The organism is Streptomyces polyrhachis, assembly GCF_042663125.1.
GTDB classification, from domain to species: domain Bacteria; phylum Actinomycetota; class Actinomycetes; order Streptomycetales; family Streptomycetaceae; genus Streptomyces; species Streptomyces polyrhachii.
In genome coordinates this window covers 158480-182992 of the sequence record NZ_JBHSZO010000007.1, presented here as the reverse complement: position 1 = coordinate 182992, position 24513 = coordinate 158480, and the positions used below count along the sequence as shown (strand labels likewise).

At 72.5% G+C, this 24513-nt stretch carries 17 protein-coding genes; 10 read left to right on the top strand and 7 right to left on the bottom strand.

The window, feature by feature from the left end; genetic code table 11:
* The first annotated feature begins 42 nt into the window (after nt 1-42).
* The 5 genes from ACFQLX_RS06955 (at nt 43) to ACFQLX_RS06935 (ending at nt 7132) form a co-directional block, all read left to right on the top strand.
* Nucleotides 43-633, top strand: coding sequence for a DUF3090 domain-containing protein (locus tag ACFQLX_RS06955; protein ID WP_386413138.1), 591 nt, complete (start codon nt 43-45; stop codon nt 631-633).
* Nucleotides 597-1460 (top strand): SCO1664 family protein, encoded by an 864-nt coding sequence (locus ACFQLX_RS06950; RefSeq protein ID WP_386413137.1) that lies wholly within the window; start codon nt 597-599, stop codon nt 1458-1460. The genes ACFQLX_RS06955 and ACFQLX_RS06950 overlap by 37 nt, the downstream gene beginning before the upstream one ends.
* 92 nt (nt 1461-1552) lie before the next feature.
* Nucleotides 1553-2782: a cysteine--1-D-myo-inosityl 2-amino-2-deoxy-alpha-D-glucopyranoside ligase gene (gene mshC / locus ACFQLX_RS06945; protein ID WP_386413135.1), complete on the top strand. Its 1230-nt coding sequence runs from the start codon at nt 1553-1555 to the stop codon at nt 2780-2782.
* Nucleotides 2783-2962: 180 nt separating this feature from the next.
* A complete protein-coding gene (locus ACFQLX_RS06940) occupies nt 2963-3919 on the top strand; it encodes an SMP-30/gluconolactonase/LRE family protein (protein WP_386413134.1) in 957 nt (318 codons plus the stop codon).
* Nucleotides 3920-4036: 117 nt separating this feature from the next.
* Entirely contained in the window at nt 4037-7132 is a 3096-nt protein-coding gene (locus ACFQLX_RS06935; protein WP_386413133.1) for an NPCBM/NEW2 domain-containing protein, read from the top strand.
* Between the two features lie 65 nt (nt 7133-7197).
* Here ACFQLX_RS06935 and ACFQLX_RS06930 read toward each other — a convergent pair whose 3' ends face one another.
* The 5 genes from ACFQLX_RS06930 to ACFQLX_RS06910 form a co-directional block, all read right to left on the bottom strand.
* A complete protein-coding gene (locus tag ACFQLX_RS06930; protein ID WP_386413132.1) occupies nt 7198-8112 on the bottom strand; it encodes a PAC2 family protein in 915 nt (304 codons plus the stop codon).
* Nucleotides 8113-8250: 138 nt separating this feature from the next.
* Complete coding sequence (locus ACFQLX_RS06925) at nt 8251-9861, bottom strand: glycerol-3-phosphate dehydrogenase/oxidase (RefSeq protein ID WP_386413131.1); 1611 nt, start codon at nt 9859-9861, stop codon at nt 8251-8253.
* Between the two features lie 2 nt (nt 9862-9863).
* Nucleotides 9864-11396 (bottom strand): glycerol kinase GlpK, encoded by a 1533-nt coding sequence (gene glpK / locus ACFQLX_RS06920; protein WP_386413130.1) that lies wholly within the window; start codon nt 11394-11396, stop codon nt 9864-9866.
* Between the two features lie 41 nt (nt 11397-11437).
* Nucleotides 11438-12229 (bottom strand): MIP/aquaporin family protein, encoded by a 792-nt coding sequence (locus tag ACFQLX_RS06915; protein ID WP_386413128.1) that lies wholly within the window; start codon nt 12227-12229, stop codon nt 11438-11440.
* A 175-nt stretch (nt 12230-12404) separates the two neighbouring features.
* A complete protein-coding gene (locus ACFQLX_RS06910; RefSeq protein ID WP_386413127.1) occupies nt 12405-13169 on the bottom strand; it encodes an IclR family transcriptional regulator in 765 nt (254 codons plus the stop codon).
* A gap of 312 nt (nt 13170-13481) precedes the next feature.
* On the opposite strand from ACFQLX_RS06910, the gene metH reads away from it, so the two are divergent.
* From metH to ACFQLX_RS06890, 4 genes are all read left to right on the top strand, one after another.
* Nucleotides 13482-17024 (top strand): methionine synthase, encoded by a 3543-nt coding sequence (gene metH / locus ACFQLX_RS06905; protein ID WP_386413126.1) that lies wholly within the window; start codon nt 13482-13484, stop codon nt 17022-17024.
* Nucleotides 17025-17134: 110 nt separating this feature from the next.
* Nucleotides 17135-17827 carry an HAD family hydrolase gene (locus ACFQLX_RS06900; protein WP_386413125.1) on the top strand — a complete coding sequence of 231 codons (693 nt, stop codon included), beginning with the start codon at nt 17135-17137 and terminating at the stop codon, nt 17825-17827.
* 333 nt (nt 17828-18160) lie between these two features.
* Nucleotides 18161-19783 carry an ABC transporter substrate-binding protein gene (locus ACFQLX_RS06895; RefSeq protein ID WP_386413124.1) on the top strand — a complete coding sequence of 541 codons (1623 nt, stop codon included), beginning with the start codon at nt 18161-18163 and terminating at the stop codon, nt 19781-19783.
* A gap of 104 nt (nt 19784-19887) precedes the next feature.
* Nucleotides 19888-21441, top strand: coding sequence for an ABC transporter substrate-binding protein (locus ACFQLX_RS06890; RefSeq protein ID WP_386413153.1), 1554 nt, complete (start codon nt 19888-19890; stop codon nt 21439-21441).
* A 59-nt stretch (nt 21442-21500) separates the two neighbouring features.
* Here ACFQLX_RS06890 and ACFQLX_RS06885 read toward each other — a convergent pair whose 3' ends face one another.
* A complete protein-coding gene (locus tag ACFQLX_RS06885) occupies nt 21501-22172 on the bottom strand; it encodes a response regulator (protein WP_386413123.1) in 672 nt (223 codons plus the stop codon).
* A 15-nt stretch (nt 22173-22187) separates the two neighbouring features.
* Nucleotides 22188-23228, bottom strand: coding sequence for a RecB family exonuclease (locus tag ACFQLX_RS06880; protein WP_386413122.1), 1041 nt, complete (start codon nt 23226-23228; stop codon nt 22188-22190).
* Nucleotides 23229-23323: 95 nt separating this feature from the next.
* On the opposite strand from ACFQLX_RS06880, the gene ACFQLX_RS06875 reads away from it, so the two are divergent.
* Nucleotides 23324-24505: a site-2 protease family protein gene (locus tag ACFQLX_RS06875; RefSeq protein WP_417845898.1), complete on the top strand. Its 1182-nt coding sequence runs from the start codon at nt 23324-23326 to the stop codon at nt 24503-24505.
* Nucleotides 24506-24513 lie beyond the last annotated feature (8 nt).

The window sequence follows — 24513 nt, the reverse complement described above, 5'->3', positions numbered from 1 at the left end:
GTAGGGTTGACCCGCAATCACGTCGAGTCATCGGAGCAGGACGTGCCTCGAGAGGTGTACCTCTATGATCCGCCGGACCGCTTCGTCGCGGGCACGGTAGGTCTGCCCGGCCGCCGGTCGTTCTATCTGCAGGCGTCCCGCGCCGGCCGTACGACCAGCGTGGCGCTGGAGAAGGCCCAGGTCGAGGCGCTCGCCCAGCGGATGGACGAGCTGCTCGACGAGGTGGTGCGGCGCACCGGCGGCAACGCCGCCGTCCCCGCCGTCGCCCCGGGCGAACTCACCGACACCGCCCCGCTGGACGCCCCGGTGGACGAGGAGTTCCGCGTCGGCACCATGGCGCTCGCCTGGGACGGCGAGGGCGAGCGGCTCGTGGTGGAGGCGCAGGCCCTCGTCGAGCTGGAGGCGGAGTCCGAGGAGGACCTGGCGGCGGCCGAGGAGGCACTGCTGCAGGACGACGAGCACGGCCCCCCGATGCTCCGTGTGCGCCTCACCGGCCCGATGGCCCGCGCCTTCGCCAAACGCGCCCTGGAGGTCGTCAACGCCGGCCGTCCGCCGTGCCCGCTGTGCAGCCTGCCGCTCGACCCGGAGGGACACGTATGCCCGCGTCAGAACGGCTACCGCCGGGGCGAGTGACACCCTCCGGCGACGGGGCGGAGGGCCCGCCGCCCGGCGAGGTGCTCAGCCGGGGCGAGCTGACGGTGCTGGGGCGCATCCGCGAGTCCTCCAACTCCGCGCTGCTGTGCCGCGCCGAGCTGGACGGGCACGCCGTGCGGTGCGTCTACAAGCCGGTGGCGGGGGAGCGCCCGCTCTGGGACTTCCCCGACGGCACCCTCGCGCAGCGGGAGGTCGCCGCCTACGAGGTCTCCGAGGCCACCGGCTGGCGGCTCGTCCCGCCGACCGTCCTGCGCGAGGAGGGGCCGTACGGGCGGGGGATGTGCCAGCTGTGGGTCGAGCCGGCCCCCGGCGGGGCGGACGGTACGAGCCTGCTCGCCCTCGTGGACGCCCCCGAGCCGGGCCCCGGCTGGAAGGCGGTCGGCCTCGCGGACACCGGCGGGGGGCGCACCGCCCTGCTCGTCCACGCCGACGACGAGCGGCTGCGCCGGCTGGCGGTGCTCGACGCGGTCATCAACAACGCCGACCGCAAGGGCGGCCATCTGCTGCCGGTCGGCGACGGCCGGCTGTACGCCATCGACCACGGCATCACCTTCAACGCCGACGACAAGCTGCGCACCCTGCTGTGGGGCTGGGCGGGCGAGCCCCTCACCGGGGAGGCCCGCACCGTGCTGGCGGACCTGTCGGCCGCCCTGGCGGGGGACGGCCCCCTCGCCGTACGGCTGGCGGAGCTGATCACCCCCGCCGAGCTGACGGCGCTGCGGGCGCGCGTCGACGCCCTGCTGGCCACCGGCCGCCATCCGCGACCCGGCGGCGGCGGACCGGCGATCCCGTGGCCGCCGATCTGAGAGACGGGCCCGGGGCGCCCCCGAAGAGCCCCCGAACAGCGCCGCCCCGGGCCGCCGGTGTGGAGAACATCCCGGCCGGTTACGCTCAAGGCATGTACGCCTGGCCCGCCTCCGACGTCCCCGCCCTGCCCGGCACCGGCCGTGACCTCCGGATTCACGACACCGCGACCGGCGAGTCGATCACCCTCCGACCGGAGGGGACCGCCCGTCTCTACGTCTGCGGGATCACCCCGTACGACGCCACCCACATCGGTCACGCGGCGACCTACAACGCCTTCGACCTCGTCCAGCGCGTGTGGCTCGACAACAAGCGCCAGGTCCACTACGTCCAGAACGTCACCGACGTCGACGACCCGCTCCTGGAGCGCGCCGCCCGCGACGGCGAGGACTGGACGCACCTCGCGGAGCGCGAGACGGCCCTCTTCCGCGAGGACATGACGGCGCTGCGGATGCTCCCGCCCCGGCAGTACGTGGGCGCCGTCGAGTCGATACCGCTGATCGTCCCCCTGGTCGAGCGGCTGCGCGACGCCGGCGCCGCCTACGAGCTGGAGGGCGACGTCTACTTCTCCGTCGAGGCCGACCCGCACTTCGGCACCGTCTCCCACCTGGACGCCGAGGCGATGCGGCTGCTGTCGGCCGAGCGCGGCGGCGACCCCGAGCGCCCCGGCAAGAAGAACCCCCTGGACCCGATGCTGTGGATGGCCGCCCGCGCGGGCGAGCCGAGTTGGGACGGCGCCTCCCTCGGCAGCGGGCGCCCCGGCTGGCACATCGAGTGCGTGGCCATCGCGCTCGAACACCTCGGCATGGGCTTCGACATCCAGGGCGGCGGCAGCGATCTCGCCTTCCCGCACCACGAGATGGGCGCCTCGCACGGCCAGGCCCTCACCGGTGAGTACCCGTTCGCGAAGGCGTACGTGCACGCCGGACTGGTGGCGCTGGACGGCGAGAAGATGTCCAAGTCCCGCGGCAACCTGGTCTTCGTCTCCCAGCTGCGCCGCTCGGGCGTCGACCCCGCCGCCATCCGCCTCGCCCTCCTCGCCCACCACTACCGCACCGACTGGGAGTGGACCGACGCGGTGCTGGAGCGGGCGCAGGAGCGGCTGGCCGTCTGGCGCGACGCTGTCTCCCGCCCCGACGGCCCCGCCGCCGAGGCGACCGTGGAGGCCCTGCGCGCCGCCCTCGCGGACGACCTCGACGCCCCCGCCGCCCTGGCGGCCGTCGACCGCTGGGCGGCCCTGCAGCGCACCGAGGGGGGTACGGACCAGGGCGCGCCGGGCGTCATCTCCCGCGCGGTGGACGCCCTGTTGGGCGTCGCGCTCTAGCGCATCCCCCTCCCGTACGTGGCCCTCCCGTACGTGACGACAGGCGTCCGCTTCCGGCCGGAAGCGGACGCCTGTTGCGTTTCGGTGAAGGTCGCCACGAGCCGGGTACGGGCCGCGGCCCGATGTGCTGCCCTGTGAGGGCCGTGTCAGCCGATGGTTCGCAGACGGAAGGACCACCCGATGCCCGCACCGCTTCCCCGCCGCCGCTTCCTCGCCACCGCCGCCGCGCTCACCGGCGCCGCCGCGGTAGGAGCACTCGCCCCCGCCGCCCGGGCCGCGCAGCCCTGGCCGGACACGATCCACCTCCCCGCGGGCTTCCAGCCCGAGGGCATCGCGATCGGCCCCGGCCCGGTCGCCTACACCGGCTCCCTGATCGACGGCTCCCTCTACCGGGCCGACCTGGCCACCGGCCGGGGGCGGCTCGTCACCCCGGCGGCGCCGGACACCATGTCCGTCGGGCTGAAGACCGACCCGTACGGGCGGCTGCTGGTCGCCGGCGGCGCGTACGGCGAGATCCGCCTCGTGCACAGCGCGAGCGGCGCCGTCCTGGGCCGCTACCAGGCCGCCACCGGCACCTCCTTCGTCAACGACGTGGTGGTCGCCGACGGCGAGGCCTGGTTCACCGACTCCTTCAACGACGTCCTCTACCGCCTCCCCGTCACCGCGCAGGCCCCGCCCGCCGCCGCGCTCACCGCGCTGCCCCTGGGCGGCGACTGGCAGCCCACCCCGCCCGGCGGCGAGTACTGGGGCGCCAACGGACTGTGCCGCACCCCCGACGGCCGCGCCCTGCTCGTCGTCAGCGGCAACGCCGCCACGCTCTACCGCGTCGACCCCGCGAGCGGCCACGCCACCGCCGTCGCGCTCAGCGGCGGCACCCCGCCCGCCAACGGCGACGGCCTGCTGCTGCGCGGGCGCACCCTGTACGTCGTTCTCAACTGGCAGTACGCCGTCGAGGTCTACCACCTCGACGAGACCGGCACGGCGGGCACGTTCGTCAAGCGGATCGAGGACCCCCGCTTCGACGAGCCGACGACGGCCGCCGCCTGGGGCGGACGGCTGTACGTGGCCAACGCGGCCTTCGACTCCGACTGGTCGAACCCCGCGACCGCTTCCACACTCGTCGCCGTTCCCCTGTAGTACGCCCCAACGGCCGCGGTACGCCGCGCCGTTGCCGCAGGTGGGCCACAGAAGTCCACCCGCCGCGCACACGCGTCCATGGCTCCACCGCGCCGCCGCGCGGTAATCACTGTGTCCATGACACGACTTGGACGAGCAAGAACACCGCGCTCCCCACGCAGGCCCAGGGGCCTGCGCGCCGTCGCCGCCACCGTGCTGCTCGCACTGGCGGCGGCGACGGCCGGCCTCGGCACGCCCGCCCAGGCGGCCCCGTCCCCCACCGAGCAGACGGTGGGCGCCGTCACGGACTTCAGCGCCGCCGGACCCGTCTTCCAGCTCACGGCGGGCCGCGCGAAGGCCCGGGTCAGCTTCGTCACGCAGAGCGCGCTGCGGGTGGAGTTCGCCCCCCGCGGCAAGTTCACCGACCCCGTCGGCGGCGACATCGTGCTGCCGCAGTCCGCGCCGCCCACCGCCACCTGGCGCGACGCGGGCGACCGCTACGAGATGAGCACCGGCGCGGTCACCCTGCGCGCGTACAAGGCGCCCCTGCGCTTCGCCCTCCACCGCGCCGACGGCAGCCTCGTCTGGGCCGAGAGCAAGGGCCTGAGCTGGACGGCGGAGCAGACCACCCAGACCCTGGCGCGCGGCACCGAGGAGCAGTTCTACGGCGCCGGCATGCAGATCGGCCGGGGCAACACCTCGCACCGCGGCAAGACGGTCGAGGTCGGGGTCTCCTACGACTGGGAGGACGGCGGCCACCCCAACTCGGTGCCGTTCTACCTCTCCACGGCCGGCTACGGCGTCTACCGCAACACCTACGCCCCCAACACCTACGCCTTCACCGACCCGGTGACCGCCACCGCCAAGGAGTCCCGCTTCGACGCCTACTACGTCGTCGGGCCCAAGGACGACACCAAGGACCTGATCGGCCAGTACACCCAGCTCACCGGCAAGCCCTTCCTGCCGCCCGTCTACGGCCTGGAGATCGGCGACGCCGACTGCTACCTGCACAACGCCAACCGGGGCGAGCGCCGTACCCTCGACTCCCTCACGATCGCCGACAGTTACCTGGAGCACGACCTGCCGCTCGGCTGGATGCTCGTCAACGACGGCTACGGCTGCGGCTACGAGGACCTCGCCGCCACCGCCCAGGGCATGCAGGAGCGCAAGGCGCAGCTCGGCCTGTGGACGGAGGACGGCCTCAGCGGACTCGCCGAGCAGGTCCGCGCCGGACAGCGGGTGGCGAAGCTGGACGTGGCCTGGGTGGGCCCGGGCTACAAGATGGCCCTGGACGGCTGCAAGGCGGCGTACCAGGGCATCGAGGACAACAGCGACGCCCGCGGCTTCACCTGGGCCCCCGAGGCATGGGCGGGCGCCCAGCGCTGCGGCGTGCAGTGGTCGGGCGACCAGAGCGGCAGCTGGGAGAACATCCGCTACCAGATCCCCACCTACGCCGGCGCCACCATGTCCGGCCTCGCCTACACCACCGGCGACGTGGACGGCATCTACGGCGGCAGCCCCCGCACGTACGTCCGCGACCTGCAGTGGAAGTCCTTCCTCCCCACGATCATGACGATGGACGGCTGGGCGGCGAGCGACAAGCAGCCCTTCCGCCAGGGCGAGCCCTACACCTCGATCAACCGCCGCTACCTGAAGCTGAAGGAGTCGCTGCTGCCGTACATGTACTCCCACGCGGCCCAGGCCACCCGCACCGGCGTCGGCCCGGTGCGCCCGCTCGCCCTGCAGTACCCGGGCGACGCGACGGCCGCCACGGACGCGGCGACGTACGAGTTCATGACGGGCGACTCCTTCCTGGTCGCCCCCGTCTACAGCGACACCTCCGTCCGCGACGGCATCTACCTGCCCGAGGGCACCTGGGTCGACTACTGGAGCGGACGCCGCTACGAGGGCCCCGCCACGGTCGACAACTACAGCGCCCCCCTCGACACCCTCCCGCTCTTCGTGAAGGCGGGCGCCGCCGTCCCGATGTGGCCGGGCATCCGCTCCTACCGCGACCGCACCGCCGACTCCCCGCTCGCCTGGGACGTCTACCCGCAGGGGCAGTCCTCCTTCACGCTGTACGAGGACGACGGCGTCACCCGCGAGCACCGCACCGGCGCCTTCGCCGAGCAGACGGTACGGGTCGGGGCACCGCAGTCGGGCCCCGGCGACGTGCGGATCTCCCTCGGCGCGCTGGAGGGCTCCTACGACGGCAAGCAGACCAGCCGCCCGTACCACTTCACCGTCCACACGGGCGACGCCCCGGCCGCCGTACGGGCGGCGGGCGCCGAGCTGCCCCGGCTGGATTCCCAGGCCGCCTACGAGGCCGCCGGGCAGGGCTGGTGGTACGACGTGGACGACCGCGGCGGCGTTGTCCGGGTCAAGGTGCCCGCCACCTCCACCGCGCAGTCCTTCGACGTCCTGCTGGAGGACGCCAGCGCACTGGGCGGGCGGAACCCCGGTAGCACCGCCTCCGTTTCGGCCGCCCCCGGCCAGCAGGTGGCGCGCTCCGCCGCGACGCCCGTACAGGTCGGCGTGACGGCGGGCACGGCGCAGGCGGAGGACGTCTCCGTGACGGTCCAGGCGCCCGAGGGCTGGCAGGTCGAGGGCCCCGCCTCACTCGGCACTCTGGCCCCCGGAGCGGACGGGCAGGCGCAGGTGAAGGTCACCGCGCCCGCCGGCACGGCCCTCTCCGACCCCGTCACGCTGACGGCGGTCGCGCGCTACCGCTCGGCCGGCGCGGACCGTACCACCACCCAGCGCTTCGCGGTCCAGGTGCTGCCCGAGGCGCCCGCCGCGGACGTCTGGGCGAGTGATCTGGAGTGGCTGGCGCAGACCAACGGCTGGGGACCGGCGGAACGCGACCGCAGCAACGGCGAGTCCGGCCCCGACGACGGCGCCGTCCTCACCCTCGCCGGCCGCACCTACGCCAAGGGCGTCGGCGCGCACGCGGACTCCGACCTCGCGTTCTACCTCGGCGGCCGCTGCACGTCCCTCACCGCGGACGTGGGGATCGACGACGAGATCGCCACGGGCGGGGGAGTGGCCTTCTCCGTCGAGGCGGACGGCGCGGAGGTGTGGCGCTCACCGAAGCTCACCGGTGCCTCGGAGACCGTCGCGGTGGACGTACCGCTGGCGGGCGCGCGGCACGTACGGCTGAAGGTCACCGACGCGGACGGCAGCAAGTCCGGCGACCACGGGGACTGGGCGGCGGCCCGCTTCCACTGCGCCTGACGCCTGACGCCTGAACGGCGAAAACAAAACAGGGGGCCCTTCCAGTACCGGAAGGGCCCCCTGCCTCACTCGTCCTCGTCCTCCTCCTTGCCGCCCCCCGTGATATCGCGGAAGTGCGGCGGCGACGTCCCGTCACGCCGGCGCAGATAGCGCTCGAACTCCTTGGCGATGGCCTCGCCCGACGCCTCCGGCAGCTCCGCGGTGTCGCGGGCCTCCTCCAGCGACTGCACGTACTCGGCGACCTCGCTGTCCTCGGCGGCCAGCTGGTCCACCCCGCGCTGCCAGGCGCGCGCGTCCTCCGGCAGGTCGCCCAGCGGGATGCGGATGCCCAGCAGGTCCTCCAGCCGGTTCAGCAGGGAGAGCGCCGCCTTGGGGTTGGGCGGCTGCGAGACGTAGTGCGGAACGGCCGCCCACAGGCTCACGCCCGGCACCCCCGCGTGCGTACACGCCTCCTGCAGCACCCCGACGATCCCCGTCGGCCCCTCGTAGCGCGACTCCTCCACCTCCAGGCGCTGCGCCAGATCGGCGTCGGAGGTGACCGCGGTGACGGGGACGGGCCGGGTGTGCGGGGTGTCCCCGAGCAGCGCGCCCAGCAGGACCACCATCTCCACGCCCAACTCGTGGGCGAAGGAGAGGATCTCACCGCAGTACGAACGCCAGCGCATGCTCGGCTCGATGCCCCGCACCAGCACCAGGTCGCGCGGGCGCCCCTTGCCGTCGGCGTCCGCGATCCGCACGAACGACAGCCGCGTGGTGGGCCACGTGATCGCACGGGTCCCGCCCTCCACGGCCACGGTGGGGCGGTTGACCTGGAAGTCGTAGTACTCCTCGGCGTCCAGCTCCGCGAAGGACTCGCCCTTCCACTCGCGGTCCAGATGCCCCACGGACATGGAGGCGGCGTCCCCGGCGTCGTTCCAGCCCTCGAAGGCGCAGATCATCACCGGGTCGACGAGGTCGGGAACCCCTTCCAGCTCGATCACTCAGAGCCTCCTTCCCATCCGTCCTCCACCTGTCGCCGCATCAGCCTAGGGCCTGGCGGCCCCTTCGCGCGGGGCGGGTGCGCGTACCGTACGCGAACCCCTGCGCGGAGGGGGCCCGGACCCGTGCCAACTCCCTCCCTACCCCGATCGGCGCGCCAGCAACTCCCCGACCCGGACCCGCACCTGCTCGGTGTCCAGGCCGCGGACCGTCAGCGTGGTCCGGCGGCGCAGCACGTCGTCGGGCGTCTGGGCCCACTCGTGGTCGCGGGCGTAGACGACCTGGGCCCAGATCTCCGGCCCCTCGGGGTGGACCCGCTCGCCCAGCGCCGGGTCCTCGTTGACCAGCCGCGCGATGTCGAAGGCCAGCGAGCCGTAGTGGGTGGCCAGGTGGCGGGCCGTCAGCGGATCCATCCGCTGCCCCGGCTCGCGGTCCACCAGCAGCCGGTGCGCCACCGCGTTGGGGTTGGCGACACCTGGCAGCGGGCTGCGCCGCACCAGCGACCCCACCGGCTCCATGTCCCGCGCCAGCGGGCTGCCCGGCAGCGTGGCGAGCTTCTCCATCACCACGCGCCCGATGTGCCGGTACGTCGTCCACTTGCCGCCCGCGACGGAGAGCATCCCGCCGCTGCCCTCGGTGACGACCGTCTCGCGCTTGGCCTTCTCCACGCCCCCCGGGCCGCCGGGCAGCACCCGCAGCCCCGCGAAGGCGTACGTCATCAGCGAGCGGTCGAGGTCCGCGCCGCGCACCGAGAACGCCGCCTCGTCCAGGATCTGCGCGATGTCCGCCCCGGTGGCCCGTACGTCCGCCGGATCGCCCTCGTAGACCTCGTCGGTGGTGCCCAGCAGCAGCATGTCCTCCCACGGCAGGGCGAAGGTGATGCGGTACTTGTCGATCGGGGTGGCCATCGCCGCCCGCCAGGGCGAGTTGCGCCGCAGCACCAGGTGCGCGCCCTTGGAGAGGCGGATGGACGGCGCCGCGTGCCGGTCCTCCATCCGCCGCAGGTGGTCCACCCACGGGCCGGTCGCGTTGAGCACGACGCGGGCACTGACGCCGAACTCGGTGCCGTCCAGCCGGTCGCGCAGCTCGGCGCCCACCACCCGGCCGCCCACCGTGCGCAGCCCGGTCACCTCGGCGTGGTTGAGCACCACGGCACCGGACTCGACGGCCGCGCGGACCGTCATCACGGCCATCCGGGAGTCGTTCATCTGGTGGTCGTGGTAGACCGCGACCGCCTTGAGGCCCTCGGTGCGCAGCGCCGGGTTGGCGGCCAGCGCCCGGGCCGGGGAGATCACCTTGCCGACGCCGTCGCCGAAGGCGGAGAGCGCCGAGTACGCGAAGACGCCCGCGCCGAGCTTGGCGGCGCCCACCGGGCCGCCCTTGTAGACGGGCAGGTGGAAGGTGAGCGGGTTGACCAGGTGCGGGGCGACGTCCCTGGCCAGCACGCGGCGCTCGTGGTGGTTCTCCGCGACCAGCCGGACCGCGCCGGTCTGCAGATAGCGCAGACCGCCGTGGACCAGCTTGGAGGAGGCGGAGGAGGTGGCGCCGGCGAAGTCGCCGGCGTCCACCATCGCGACCCGCAGACCCGACTGCGCGGCGTGCCAGGCCACCGAGGTCCCCAGGATGCCGCCACCGATGACCAGCAGGTCGTAGGTGGCCCTGGCGAGCTGTTCTCGGGTCTCGCCGCGGCCTGCGTTCACACCGGCGGTCGGGTTCGTGCCCAGCGACGGGGCACTGTGCGGGCTGCTCATGACTACTCCTTGTCGTCCTCTTCGACCCAGCCCATGGTCCGCTCGACGGCCTTGAGCCAGTTCTTGTACTCGCGCTTGCGCGCTTCGTCCTCCATGCGGGGCGTCCACTCCGCCGCCCGGCGCCAGTTGGCGCGCAGCGTGTCGGTGTCCGGCCAGAAGCCGACCGCGAGGCCGGCGGCGTAGGCCGCGCCGAGGCAGGTGGTCTCGGCGACCAGCGGGCGCACCACGGGGGCGTCCAGGAAGTCCGAGAGGTTCTGCATCAGCAGGTTGTTGGAGGTCATGCCGCCGTCGACCTTCAGGGCCGCCAGCTCCACACCGGAGTCCTTGGTCATCGCGTCGCAGATCTCACGGGTCTGCCAGGCCGTGGCCTCCAGCACCGCGCGGGCGATGTGCGCCTTGGTGACGTAGCGGGTCAGACCCGTGACCACACCGCGGGCGTCGTCGCGCCAGTACGGGGCGAACAGGCCCGAGAAGGCGGGCACGATGTAGCAGCCGCCGTTGTCCTCCACGCTCAGCGCCAGCGTCTCGATCTCCGCCGCGGTGGAGATCAGGCCCATCTGGTCGCGCATCCACTGCACCAGCGAGCCGGTGACCGCGATCGAGCCCTCCAGGGCGTAGACCGGGGCCTCGTCGCCGATGCGGTAGCCGACCGTGGTGAGCAGCCCGTTGTACGAGTTGACGATCTTGTCGCCGGTGTTCATCAGCAGGAACGTGCCGGTGCCGTAGGTCGACTTGGCCTCGCCCTCGGCGTAGCAGGTCTGGCCGAAGAGCGCCGCCTGCTGGTCGCCCAGCGCCGAGGCGACCGGGATGCCGGCCAGCGCGCCGGCGGCGGCGTGCCCGTAGACCTCGGCGGAGGAGCGGATCTCCGGCAGCACCGCGCGCGGCACGCCGATGGACTCCAGCAGCTTGTCGTCCCAGTCCAGGGTGTGCAGGTTCATCAGCATGGTGCGCGAGGCGTTGGTGACGTCCGTGACGTGCACACCGCCGTCCGTACCGCCCGTGAGGTTCCAGATGACCCAGGAGTCCATGGTGCCGAAGAGGATGTCGCCCGCCTCGGCGCGCTCGCGCAGCCCCTCGACGTTGTCGAGCAGCCAGCGCACCTTGGGACCGGCGAAGTACGAGGCGAGCGGCAGGCCCGTCTCGCGGCGGAAGCGGTCCTGGCCGACGTTGCGGCCCAGCTCGCGGCAGAGCTCCGCGGTGCGGGTGTCCTGCCAGACCAGGGCGTTGTGCACCGGCTCGCCGGTGTTCTTGTCCCACAGCACGGTGGTCTCGCGCTGGTTGGTGATGCCGATGGCCTTCACGTCGGCGGCGGTGATGCCGGCCTTCGCGACGGCCCCGTCGACGACCTCCTGGACGTTGGTCCAGATCTCCGAGGCGTCGTGCTCCACCCAGCCCGGCCTGGGGAAGATCTGCTCGTGCTCCTTCTGGTCGACCGAGACGATCCGGCCGTCCTTGTCGAAGACGATGCAGCGGGAGGAGGTGGTGCCCTGGTCGATGGCCGCGATGAACGGGCCGGCGGTGTGTGCGTCAGTCACAGTGGCTCCGGAGACTTCGTACGGTCGGTGGTCGGTCAGGGTCAGGGGTGGAAGGCCAGCTCGTAGATACCCGAGGCGAGCAGCGCACCCAGCAGGGGGCCGACCACGGGGATCCACGCGTAGGACCAGTCTGAGCTCCCCTTGTTCGGCATCGGCAGTACGGCGTGCGCGATTCGGGGGCCGAGGTCGCGGGCCGGGTTGACGGCGTAGCCGGTGGGGCCGCCGAGCGAGAAGCCGATGGAGACCACGACGAGGGCGGTGATCAGGCCGCCGAGGATGCCCAGGCCGTCGCCGTCGGCGTTGAGGCCCTGGGTGAGCACCGCGAGGATGAGCACGGCGGTGGCGATGATCTCGGTGGCCAGGTTCTGCCAGGGCTTGCGGATCTCCGGGGCGGTGGAGAAGACGCCGAGCACGGGACCGGGGCCCGAGGCGGGCGCCTCGCCGTCCTTCGTCCCCGGGCCGCCGAGCACCTCGCGATCGGTGGTGAGGTGCGACATGAACTGGCCGTAGTAGGCGACGTAGACCAGTACGGCGCCGATGAACGCGCCGAGCATCTGGCCCGAGATGAAAGCCAGGAACTCGCCCAGGCTCATGCTGCCGGTGAGGGCCAGCGCTGTGGTCACGGCCGGGTTCAGGTGCGCGCCCGACAGGCCGCCCACCATGTAGACGGCCGTCAGCACCGCGAAGCCCCACCCGAAGGCGATGGCGACCCAGCCGGCGTTGAACGCCTTGGACTTCTTGAAGGTGACCGCGGCGCAGACGCCGCCGCCGAGAAGGATCAGGACGGCGGTTCCGATGACCTCGCCGAAGAAGATGTCGGAGCAGGTGCCCACCCGCGACTCCTTTGTCGTTTCGTTCCAGTGGGAAACGGTCCGCGGATGCCACCCTAACCCGAATGCCGTCAGGTGTTCGACAATGCCGACCGGTGAACGGCAGTTTTCCCCCAGGTCACACGGGTGGTCAAGGGGTTGGTGGCGTAAAACGTCCGCGAGGTGCGGCCCGGGAGCGTCAGAAGCGCCCGGCGCCCAGGTCCCGGGCCACCGCGCGGGCGCAGTCCCGTACCGCCGCGACCAGCTCCGGGCGCGGCTCCCCGGCGGCGCAGACCCGCTCCACGGCGCCGGTGATCCCGACCGCGCCGACCGGCAGCCTGCGGCGGTCGTGCACGGGCGCGGCGATGCCCGCGACCCCCTCCCAGGTCTCCTCGACGTCGGCCGCCCAGCCCCGGGCGCGGACGAGGTCGAGGGCCTCCTCCAGCCCGGCGGGGTCCGTCACCGTCGCGGGGGTGAGCCGCTCGTAGGCGAGATCGGCGAGGTCGGCGTGCGCCACCGGGTCGTAGGCGGCGAGGGTCTTGCCCAGGGCGGTGGAGTACAGCGGGTGCATGGCGCCGATCTCCAGCACCTGGCGGCTGTCGTCGGGCCGGAAGACGTGGTGCACGATCAGTGCGCCCTGCTTGTGCAGCACCCCCAGGTAGACGGCCTCGCCGCTGGAGCGGGCCAGGTCGTCGGTCCACGGCAGGGCGCGCGCCCGCAGCTCGTGGACGTCGAGGTAGCTGTTGCCCAGCCGCAGCAGTTCGGCGCCGAGCTGGTAGCGGCCGGAGGCCGGGTCCTGTTCGACGAAGCCCTCGTGCTGCAAAGTGCGCAGCAGGCCGTGGGCGGTGCCCTTGGCCAGGTCGAGCGTGGAGGCGATGTCCGACAGGCCCAGACGCCGCTCGCCGCCGGCGAGGAGCCGGAGCACCGCAGCCGCGCGCTCGAGCGACTGGATGTTGCGTGCCATCGAAGGGGCCTCCCGGGGTGCGGTCGAGGGTCGACCGGGTTCGACAATGCCAAACAGTATCGGGCATTGCCGTGAGAAGGCTGCGCCACCGCTCTCCTGAGGGGTATTCCGCTCCGAGCCGGTACGGCCCGGTCCGCCGTGTGGACCGGTGCCCGCCTGCGGGAAGTCTGCCAGTGATCGGACGCCCGCGGCACCCGTCCGGAGGGTGGACACCAGGTGGGCCTGTCAAAGGGGCGGGCTAGGCTGATCCGGTGCGCTGCCGTACGCGGGCGCCGCATAGCCGACAGCCGTCGCATCCGAGGGAGCTCCTCCATGGCCTCGCAGCCGCAGTCCCAGCCGCAGTCCCCGTCGTCCCTTCCGGGCGGGGGAGCCGCCTCCGCCGCCGAGCGCGCGGCCGCCCTGCGCCACGCCCTGGCCACCCGGGTGGTGGTGGCCGACGGCGCGATGGGCACGATGCTCCAGGCGCAGGACCCCACGCTGGAGGACTTCGAGCAGCTGGAGGGCTGCAACGAGATCCTGAACCTCACCCGCCCCGACATCGTCCGCTCCGTCCACGAGGCGTACTTCGAGGTGGGCGTCGACTGCGTCGAGACGAACACCTTCGGGGCGAACCACTCGGCGATGGCCGAGTACGACATCGCCGACCGCGTCTTCGAACTGTCCGAGGCGGGTGCCCGCCTCGCCCGTGAGACCGCGGACGGGTTCGGCGCCCGCGACGGCCGCCAGCGCTGGGTGCTGGGCTCCATCGGCCCCGGTACGAAGCTGCCGACCCTCGGCCACGTCTCGTACACCACCCTGCGCGACGGCTTCCAGACGAACGCCGAGGGCCTGCTCGCCGGCGGCGTGGACGCCCTGATCGTGGAGACCACCCAGGACCTGCTCCAGACCAAGTCCTCGATCCTGGGGGCGCGGCGCGCGATGGAGGCGACCGGCACCGAGGTGCCCCTGCTGGTCTCGATGGCCTTCGAGACCACCGGCACCATGCTGCTCGGCTCGGAGATCGGCGCCGCGCTGACCGCTCTCGAACCGCTGGGCGTCGACATGATCGGCCTGAACTGCTCGACGGGTCCCGCGGAGATGAGCGAGCACCTGCGCTACCTCACCCGCCACTCCCGCATCCCGCTGCTGTGCATGCCGAACGCCGGCCTGCCGGTCCTCACCAAGGACGGCGCCCACTTCCCGCTCGGCCCCGAGGGACTGGCCGACGCCCAGGAGGACTTCGTACGCGACTACGGCCTGTCCCTCGTCGGCGGCTGCTGCGGTACGACGCCGGAGCACCTGCGCCGACTGGTGGAGCGGGTCCGCGGGCTCACGCCCGCCGAGCGCGACCCGCAGCCCGAGCCCGGCGCCGCCTCCCTCTACCAGAGCGTCCCCTTCCGCCAGGACACCGCGTACATGGCGATCGGCGAGCGGACGAACGCCAACGGGTCGAAGAAGTTCCGCGAGGCCATGCTGGACGGCCGCTGGGACGACTGCGTGGAGATGGCCCGCGACCAGATCCGCGAGGGCGCGCACATGCTCGACCTGTGCGTCGACTACGTGGGCCGCGACGGCGTCGCCGACATGGCGGAGCTGGCCGGCCGCTTCGCCACCGCCTCCACGCTGCCGATCGTCCTGGACTCCACCGAGGTCGACGTCATCCGCGCCGGACTGGAGAAGCTCGGCGGCCGCGCCGTCATCAACTCCGTCAACTACGAGGACGGGGACGGCCCCGAGTCCCGCTTCGCCAAGGTCACCCGCCTCGCGCAGGAGCACGGCGCCGCGCTGATCGCGCTGACCATCGACGAGGAGGGCCAGGCCCGCACCGTCGAGACGAAGGTCGCGATCGCCGAGCGGCTCATCAGGGACCTGACGCGGAACTGGGGCATCCACGAGGCGGACATCCTCATCGACTGCCTCACCTTCACCATCTGCACCGGCCAGGAGGAGTCCCGCAAGGACGGCGTCGCCACCATCGAGGCCATCCGCGAACTCAAGCGCCGCCACCCGGACGTCCAGACCACCCTGGGCCTGTCGAACATCTCCTTCGGCCTCAACCCCGCCGCGCGCATCCTGCTCAACTCGGTCTTCCTCGACGAGTGCGTCCGGGCCGGCCTCGACTCGGCCATCGTGCACGCCTCCAAGATCCTGCCGATCGCCCGCTTCGACGAGGAGCAGGTCAAGGTCGCCCTCGACCTCATCCACGACCGCCGCGCCGAGGGCTACGACCCGCTGCAGCGGCTGATGGAGCTCTTCGAGGGCGCCACCGCCACCTCGCTGAAGGCCGGCCGGGCGCAGGAGCTGGCCGCGCTGCCGCTGGAGGAGCGCCTCAAGCGCCGCATCGTCGACGGCGAGCGCAAGGGCCTGGAAGCCGACCTCGACGAGGCCCTGGAGAGCCGCCCGGCGCTGGACATCGTCAACGACACCCTGCTGGACGGCATGAAGACCGTCGGCGAGCTGTTCGGCTCCGGCCAGATGCAGCTGCCCTTCGTCCTGCAGTCGGCGGAGGTCATGAAGGCCGCCGTCGCCCATCTCGAGCCGCACATGGAGAAGTCGGACACGGAGGGCAAGGGCACCATCGTGCTGGCCACCGTCCGCGGCGACGTCCACGACATCGGCAAGAACCTGGTCGACATCATCCTCTCCAACAACGGCTACACCGTGGTCAACCTGGGCATCAAGCAGCCCGTCTCCGCCATCCTGGAGGCCGCCGCCGAGCACCGCGCCGACGTCATCGGCATGTCGGGCCTGCTGGTGAAGTCCACGGTGATCATGAAGGAGAACCTGCAGGAGCTCAACCAGCGCGGCCTGGCCGCCAGTTATCCGGTCATCCTCGGCGGCGCCGCGCTGACCCGCGCCTACGTCGAGCAGGACCTGCACGAGATCTACCAGGGCGAGGTGCGCTACGCCCGCGACGCCTTCGAGGGCCTGCGCCTGATGGACGCCCTCATCGGCGTCAAGCGCGGCGTCCCCGGCGCCGTACTCCCCGAGCTCAGGAAGCGCCGCGTCGCGCAGCGCGCGGGCGCTGACACCGAGGAGCGCCTTGAGGAGGGCCCGGCCCGCTCCGACGTGGCCGTCGACAACCCGGTCCCCGTCCCGCCGTTCTGGGGCACCCGGGTGGTCAAGGGCATCCCGCTCAAGGACTACGCCTCCTGGCTGGACGAGGACGCCCTCTTCAAGGGGCAGTGGGGCCTCAAGCAGGCCCGCACCGGCCCCACGTACGAGGAGCTGGTCGAGACCGAGGGCCGCCCGCGGCTGCGCGCCCTGCTGGAGAGGCTCCAGACCGAGCGGCTGCTGGAGGCGGCCGTCGTCCACGGCTACTTCCCCTGCGTCTCCAAGGGCGACGACCTCATCCTGCTGCACGAGGACGGCAGCGAGCGCACCCGCTTCACCTTCCCCCGCCAGCGCCGCGGCCGGCGCCTGTGCCTCGCCGACTTCTTCCGCCCCGAGGAGTCCGGCGAGCGCGACGTGATCGGGCTGCAGGTCGTCACGGTCGGCTCGAAGGTCGGCGGGGCGACGGCGGAGCTGTTCGCCGCCGACTCCTACCGCGACTACCTGGAGCTGCACGGCCTGTCCGTCCAGCTCGCCGAGGCACTCGCGGAGTACTGGCACGCCCGCGTCCGCGCCGAGCTGGGCTTCGCGGCGGAGGACCCGGCGGACGCCGCCGGCATGTTCGCCCTGAAGTACCGCGGCGCCCGCTTCTCCCTCGGCTACGGGGCCTGCCCCGACCTGGAGGACCGCGCCAAGATCGCCGAGCTGCTGGAGCCGGAGCGCATCGGCGTGAAGCTCTCCGAGGAGTTCCAGCTGCACCCGGAGCAGTCCACCGACGCCTTCGTGATCCACCACCCCGAGGCGAAGTACTTCAACGCACGCTGAAGAGGCCGCCGGGTGATCCCCGCCGTACACTGGTCGGTCCCGAGTCGGCCGGTCGCCTCCCAGGCGGCCGGCCGCCGTATCCCCGGGGCGACCCTCCAGGAGGTGGCTGGATGACAAGCGGCACTCCCGCCCTCGGCACCCTGACGGCCGAAGGCTCGGCCCTGCAGGCGGTCCTGCTCGACATGGACGGCACCCTGGTGGACACCGAGGACTCCTGGTGGCGGGCCGAGGTGGAGGTCTTCGCCGAGCTGGGCCACGCGCTGGGGGAGGAGCACCGCGCGGTGGTCGTCGGCGGCCCGATGACCCGCAGTGCCACCCACCTCATCAACGCCACCGGCGCCGACATCACCCTCCCCGAGCTGACCGTCCTCCTCAACGAACGCTTCGAGGCACTCCTGGACGGCGGGGTGGCGCTGATGCCCGGTGCCCACCGCCTCCTCGCGGAGCTGGCCGCACACGGCGTCCCCACCGCGCTGGTCTCCGCCTCGCACCGCCGCATCATCGACCGGATGCTGCACTCCCTCGGCCACCGGCACTTCGCACTGACCGTGGCGGGCGACGAGATCGAGCGCACCAAACCGCACCCGGACCCCTACCTCGCCGCCGCCGCGGCCCTGGGCGCCGCCCCCGCCCGCTGCGCAGTCGTCGAGGACACCCCGACCGGCGTCGCGGCGGCGGAGGCCGCCGGCTGCCGGGTCGTCGCCGTGCCGTCGATCGTCCCCATCGCGCCCGCCCCCGGCCGCACGGTGGTCTCCTCGCTCGAAGAGGTCGACCTGGCTTTCCTGCGCTCTGTGATCAACTGACGGCGTTATCGCGCGAGATGACCGAAACACCCCACCCGACGGCCGGGTCGCGGACGTGAGTTTCGTCACTCCGCGTTCCTCCGGCGGCCCGGCGGGCCCCGTGCCGCCGCCGATCCGGAGCGCCTCCTTCCAGCCGTAATGCCCGCATTGCCCGCGAGCCTGCGGGGGCGGCGCGCACCGGTGCGCGGTCGCCCGAATCCGGGGAGTGATTCCCCGCCGGCCGCCCCGCCCGGACCCCCGATCGAGCGGGTCGAGCCGGCCGGGAGGAGCGCACTAGGGTCTGCGGGGACGCGGGGGCGCCGACAAGGGATCGACGAGGGAGAGAAGCCGACGATGACCCGTACGAGGCTGGTACTGCCGTCGGCCCTGCTCCTTCTCGCCCCCGCCCTGGGCGCGTGCGGCATGGGGGGCGACTCCGCCGACGACGCCGCCCCCATCGTCGTCGGTACGACGGACGTCATCGCGGTCGGCAAGGACGCCCCGGCCCCCCTCGACCCGGCCTTCGCGTACGACATCAACAGCTGGAACGTCCTGCAGAACACCATGCAGGGCCTCCTGCGCCTGCCCCGCACCGGCAGCGAGCCCGAGCCCGACGCCGCCGAGCGGTGCGCCTTCGCCGACCGGCGCAGCACCCAGTTCCGCTGCACCGTGCGCGAGGGGCTGACGTTCTCCAACGGGCACCCGCTGACGGCCGAGGACGTGAAGTACTCCATCGACCGGATGCTGCGCATCGACAACGCCGAAGGCCCGGTCGGCCTCCTCACCGGCATCGACCGGGTGGAGACACCCGGCAACCGGGAGGTCGTCTTCCACCTCAAGGCGCCCGACGCCACCTTCCCGATGAAGCTGGCGACCCCCGCGGCGGCCATCGTCGACAAGGCGGAGTACGCGCCGAAGGAACTGCACAAGGGCTTCGACATCGTCGGCTCGGGCCCGTACACGCTGCGGGTCGAGGAGCGCGACGGCAGCGCCGAGAAGCTGGTCTTCACCCGCAACGAGTCCTACCGGGGCAGCGTCGAGCCCAAGAACGACAAGGTCGAGCTGCGGGTCTTCGCCGCACCCGGCGCCGACAACGCCCAGGCGATGGAGAAGGCGCTCAAGGCCGGCGAGATCGACGTGGTGAACCGGACGCTGGAGCCCGACCAGATCGACCGGCTGCGCAGCGGAGACGACCCGGACCTGCAGTTCGTCGAGACGCCCGGCATGGGCATCCGCTACCTCGTGTTCAACATGAACCTGCCCGTCTCCAGGGAACGGGCCGTCCGCCGGGCGGTCGCGCAGGTGGTCGACCGCGAGAAGCTGGTCCGCGACGTCTACCAGCGGGCCGCCACCCCGCTGTACTCCATGATCCCGCAGGGTGTCCTCGGCCACAGCACCGCCTTCTTCGACACCTACGGCGCCCCCGACGCGGGCAGGGCCGAGGACCTGCTGAGGGAGGCGGGCGTGCCCGTCCCCGTACCGCTGACCCTGAACTACACCACCGACCACTACGGTGCGGCCACCAAGGACGAGTTCGAGGAGCTGAAGGCCCAACTGGAGGGCTCCGGGCTCTTCGACGTGACCCTCAAGGGCACCGGGTGGACGAAGTACGCCCGCGCCCTGCAGGCCGACAAGTACGCGGTCTACGGCCTCGGCTGGTACCCCGACTTCCCCGACGCGGAGACCTTCGTCGCCCCCTTCGTCGGCCCCGACAACCAGAACTCCACCGGCAACCACTACCGCGACCCCGGCATCGAGGACCGGCTCCGCGCCAGCAGGCAGCAGGCGCGGCGCGCGCGGGTGATCGACTCCTTCGAGCGCATCCAGGACGTCACCGCCCGGGACGTGCCCGTACTCCCGCTCTGGCAGGGCAAGGAGGTCATCGCGGCCCGCGACGCCATCAGCGGTGTCGAGTGGGCGCTCAACTCCTCCTCCACGCTGCAGATGTGGGAGTTCGAGCGCGGACTCGACGAATGACCCCGACCGTGCCCGCCCCCACTCACCCGGTACGAGCAGAGCAAGGACCACAGGACGTGAACAACCGTACCCGTCGGCTTACCGCCGCCTCCCTCGGCGCGGGGATGGCCGCCGCCCTCCTGACCGGATGCGGCTCGGACTCCGGCGGGGAGGCGGGCAGCGGTGGAAAGGTCGTCATGGGGATGAGCGACGCGGTCACCTCCCTCGACCCCGCCTCCGGCTACGACGTGGGCTCCTGGCTGGTGTTCAACAACGTCTTCCAGTCCCTGATCAGCTTCCCCCGCGGCGGCACCGTGCCGCAGCCGGAGGCGGCCAAGAGCTGCACCTTCCAGGACAGCCGCAGCAGGCTCTACGTCTGCGAGCTCAAGCCCGGACTAGAGTTCAGCAACGGCAACGCGCTCACCTCCGAGGACGTCAGGTTCTCCTTCGAGCGCACCGTCAAGATCAACGACGAGAACGGCCCGGCGTTCTTCTTCGACGCGATCGACACGATGGAGACGCCCGACGAGCAGACCATCGTCTTCAAGCTCAAGTACCCCGACGCGACCTTCCCGTTGAAGATCGCCTCGGGTGCCGGCTCGATTGTGGACCACACCGAGTACCCGGCCGACCGGCTGCGCGCGGACGGCGCCGTGGGCTCGGGCCCGTACAAGCTGGAGAAGTACAGCAAGGACGAGGAAGCGGTCTTCGCGCCGAACCCCGGCTACCAGGGCCCCGCCGAGTTGAAGAACTCCGGCATGACGCTGAAGCTCTTCGACGGTGACACGGCCAAGCTGAAGCAGGCGCTGGAGGCCGGCGACATCGACCTGGCCTACCGGGGCCTGGCCGCCAACGACATCGCCGAGCTGGAGAAGCAGTCGGTGAGCAGCGACCACCCGATCCGGGTGGTCGAGGGCACCAGTGCCGAGGTCCAGCACCTGGTGTTCAACATGGCCGACCCCACCGCCGGCAACGCCGCGATCCGCAAGGCCATCGCCTACAGCATCGACCGCTCCGCGCTCGTCCGCGACGTCTACCGCCGCACCGCCGAGCCGCTGTACTCGATCATCCCCTCGGGCATCGTGGGCCACAACACCGCCTTCTACGACGCCTACGGGGAGCGCCCCGACGCGGCGAAGGCCGCCGAGGTGCTGCGCGGCGCCGGGATCACCGGCAAGCCGCAGATCAAGCTCTACGTCACCCCCGAGCGCTACGGCCCCGGCACCGTCCCGGGCTTCGAACTGATCGCCGAGCAGCTCAACTCCACCGGGCTCTTCCAGGCCGAGGTCGTCAGCATCAAGGACGCCGACGAGTACCAGAAGGGCATGGAGGCCGGCGACTACGGCTTCTACGTCAAGGGCTGGGTGCCGGACTACCCGGACCCCGACAACTTCACGCTGCCGTTCTTCGGCAAGGGCAACGTCCTGTCGAACAACTACCAGGCCGGGAAGATCACCGACGAGCTGCTGCCGCAGACGGCGTCGGAGGCCGACCGCGGGGCGACCGTGCCGGAGTTCGTGAAGGTCCAGGACCTCGTCGCCGAGGAGCTGCCCGTGCTGCCGCTGTGGCAGGGCAAGCAGTACGCGGTGGCCAAGGAGAACATGCTCGGCCTCGAAGGCGTGCTGGACGCCTCCACGGTCTTCCGCTTCTGGGAGATCGAGAAGGGCGCCGGCGAGTAGCCCCGAGCCGGCCGCGGACACGCCGATGCCCGCGGCCTTCGCGCCCGTACGGCTCCCGGTCAGGACGCCCCGGGGCGCACCAGCCCGCTCTCGTAGGCGTAGACCGCGGCCTGCACCCGGTCCCGCAGCCCCAACTTCGTGAGCACATGCCCCACATGGGTCTTGACCGTCGTCTCACTCACGAACAGGTCCGCCGCGATCTCCGCGTTCGACAGCCCCCGCGCCACCAGCTTCAGCACCTCGACCTCGCGGTCCGTGAGCGTGCCGAGGGTGTCGGGCACCGTCTCCTCGCCGGAGGGCAGCTTCGTCGCGTACTTGTCGAGCAGCCGGCGCGTGATGCTCGGCGCCAGCATCGCCTCACCGGACGCCACCACCCGGATGGCCTGCACCAGCTCGGCCGCCGGCACGTCCTTCAGCAGGAAGCCGCTGGCACCGGCGCGCAGCGCGTCCACCACGTACTCGTCGAGATCGAAGGTGGTCAGCACCAGCACCTTCGCCGGACCGTCCCGGCCCGGCCCACTGATCTGCCGGGTCGCCTCCACGCCGTCCATCCGCGGCATCCGGATGTCCATCAGCACCACGTCGGGCTGCAGTGCGCGGACCTGGTCCAGGGCCTGGACCCCGTCACCCGCCTCACCCACCACGGCGATGTCCTGCTCGGCCTCCAGGATCATGCGGAAACCCGTACGCAGCAGCGGCTGGTCGTCGACGAGCAGGACGCGGATCGCCACGAGAGAACTCCTTCGCTAGACGCCGCCCATTGTGCCTGCCGACCCGTCAGCAGCCGCGGCCGGGCGCCCCTTGCCGCCGCCCTCCCCGCCCACCTGCGCCTTCACCGACTCCGGCGCCTCCCCCCGCGTCCGCGCGGCGACGGCGAGCGGATACGGCGGGGGAGTGCCCCCGTAGGCCGGGCACAGCTCCTGGAAACTGCAGTAGGCGCACAGCGGACCCGTGCTGGGCCGCCAGTCCCCGCTCGCCGTCGCCTGCTCGATGGCCCGCCACAGCGCGTGCAGCTTGCGCTCCACACCGAGCAGATCCGCCTCGTCCGGGTCGTACGTCAGCACGTCCCCGCTGCCCAGGTAGACCAGCTGCAGCCGGCGCGGCACCGCACCGCGCAGCCGCCACAGCACCAGGGCGTAGAACTTCATCTGGAAGAGCGCCCCCGCCGCGTACTGCGGCCGTGGCGCCTTGCCCGTCTTGTAGTCGACGATCCGCACCTCGCCGCCCGGCGCCACGTCCACCCGGTCGATGACCCCGCGCAGCCGCAGCCCCGACTCCAGCTCCGTCTCCACGAACAGCTCCCGCTCGGCCGGCTCCAGCCGCGTCGGGTCCTCCAGCGTGAACCAGCGCTCCACCAGCGCCTCCGCCTCCGCCAGCCAGGCGGCGAGCCCGCCCCCCGCCCCGGGCTCCCCGGCCCCCTCGGAGGCGAACAGCTCCGCCAGCTCCGGCCGCTCGGCCAGCAGCCGCTCCCAGGCGGGCACCACCATCGACCGGGCCCGCGCCGTCGTCCGCTCCCCGGCCGGATCGTCGAAGAGCCGCTCCAGCACCGCGTGCACCAGCGTGCCCTTCGTGGCGGCGGCGTTCGGCCGCTCCGGCAGCCGGTCGATCACCCGGAAGCGGTAGAGCAGCGGACACGTCTGGAAATCACCCGCCCGCGAGGGGGAGAGCGAGGCAGGCCCACCGGGGACCCGCCCCGACCGCCCCTGGACAGGGCGCTGCGGCCCGGCGGCCCCCGGGACGGAGGCAGGCCGCTCGGCGTTGGTGTCGGTGCCGCTCGGGGTACTCATGTGTACGACCCTACGGCCCACCACCGACAGCCCGCGGCATACGATCGGGGACAGGCGCCGGCAGGAGCCTCGACAAGGGGAACAAGGGGACAAGCGTGGACCGAGACGGCAAGGAGAGGCCCCTCAGGGAACGCGGGGGCGGTCTGCTCATGGGCCGCCCGTTCGGCGTCCCCGTCTACGTGGCCCCCAGCTGGTTCCTCATCGCCGCCCTGATCACCTGGGTGTTCGGCGGCCTGGTGGACCGCGTCCTGCCGGAACTGGGCGCCCTGCGCTATCTGGTGGCGCTCTTCTTCGCGGTGGCCTTCTACGCCTCCGTCCTGGTCCACGAGCTGGCCCACACCCTGGTGGCGCTCCACTACAAGCTGCCCGTCCGCCGTATCCAACTGCAGTTCTTCGGCGGCGTCTCGGAGATCGAGAAGGAGGCCGAGACCCCCGGCCGCGAGTTCTGGCTCTCCTTCGCCGGCCCGCTGCTGTCGCTGCTGCTGGGCGGCGTCTTCTACGGCGCCCTGCAGCTCGTACAGGAGCGCACGGTCCCCGCGGTGCTGCTCGCCGGGCTGATGACCTCCAACCTCATCGTCGCGGCCTTCAACCTGCTGCCCGGCCTCCCGCTGGACGGCGGCCGGATGCTGCGCGCGGCCGTCTGGAAGTTCAGCGGCAACCCCATGGCCGGCACCGTCGCCGCCGCCTGGGTGGGCCGCGCGCTCGCCGTGGTCGTCCTGATCGGACTGCCGATGCTCACCTACGCCCGCGCCGGCGACGACGCCGAACTCAGCGGCTTCGACACCCTCACCGACGCCCTGCTCGCCGCGATCCTCGCCGCGATCATGTGGACCGGCGCCGGCAACAGCCTGCGCATGGCGCGGCTGCGCGAACGCCTCCCCGACCTGCGCGCCCGCGTCCTGACCCGCCGCGCGGCGCCGGTCACCCCCGACACCCCCCTGTCGGAGGCGCTGCGCCGGGCCGACGAGGCCGGCGCCCGCGCCCTGGTCGTGGTCGACACCGCCGGCGCCCCCACCGGCATCGTCCGCGAATCGGCGGTCGTCGCCGTCCCCGAGCACCGCCGCCCCTGGGAGCAGGTCGGCGGCTACGCCCAGGAACTGCGCGTCGGCATGCTGGTCTCCGCCGAACTGACGGGCGAGGAACTGCTGGAGCACATGCGCTCCACCCCCGCCACGGAGTACCTGGTGCTGGAGGAGACCGGCGAGATCTACGGCGTCCTGTCCGCGGCCGACGTGGAGCAGGCCTTCGTCACGGCGATGGCCCGCCCCGCCACCTGACGCCACCT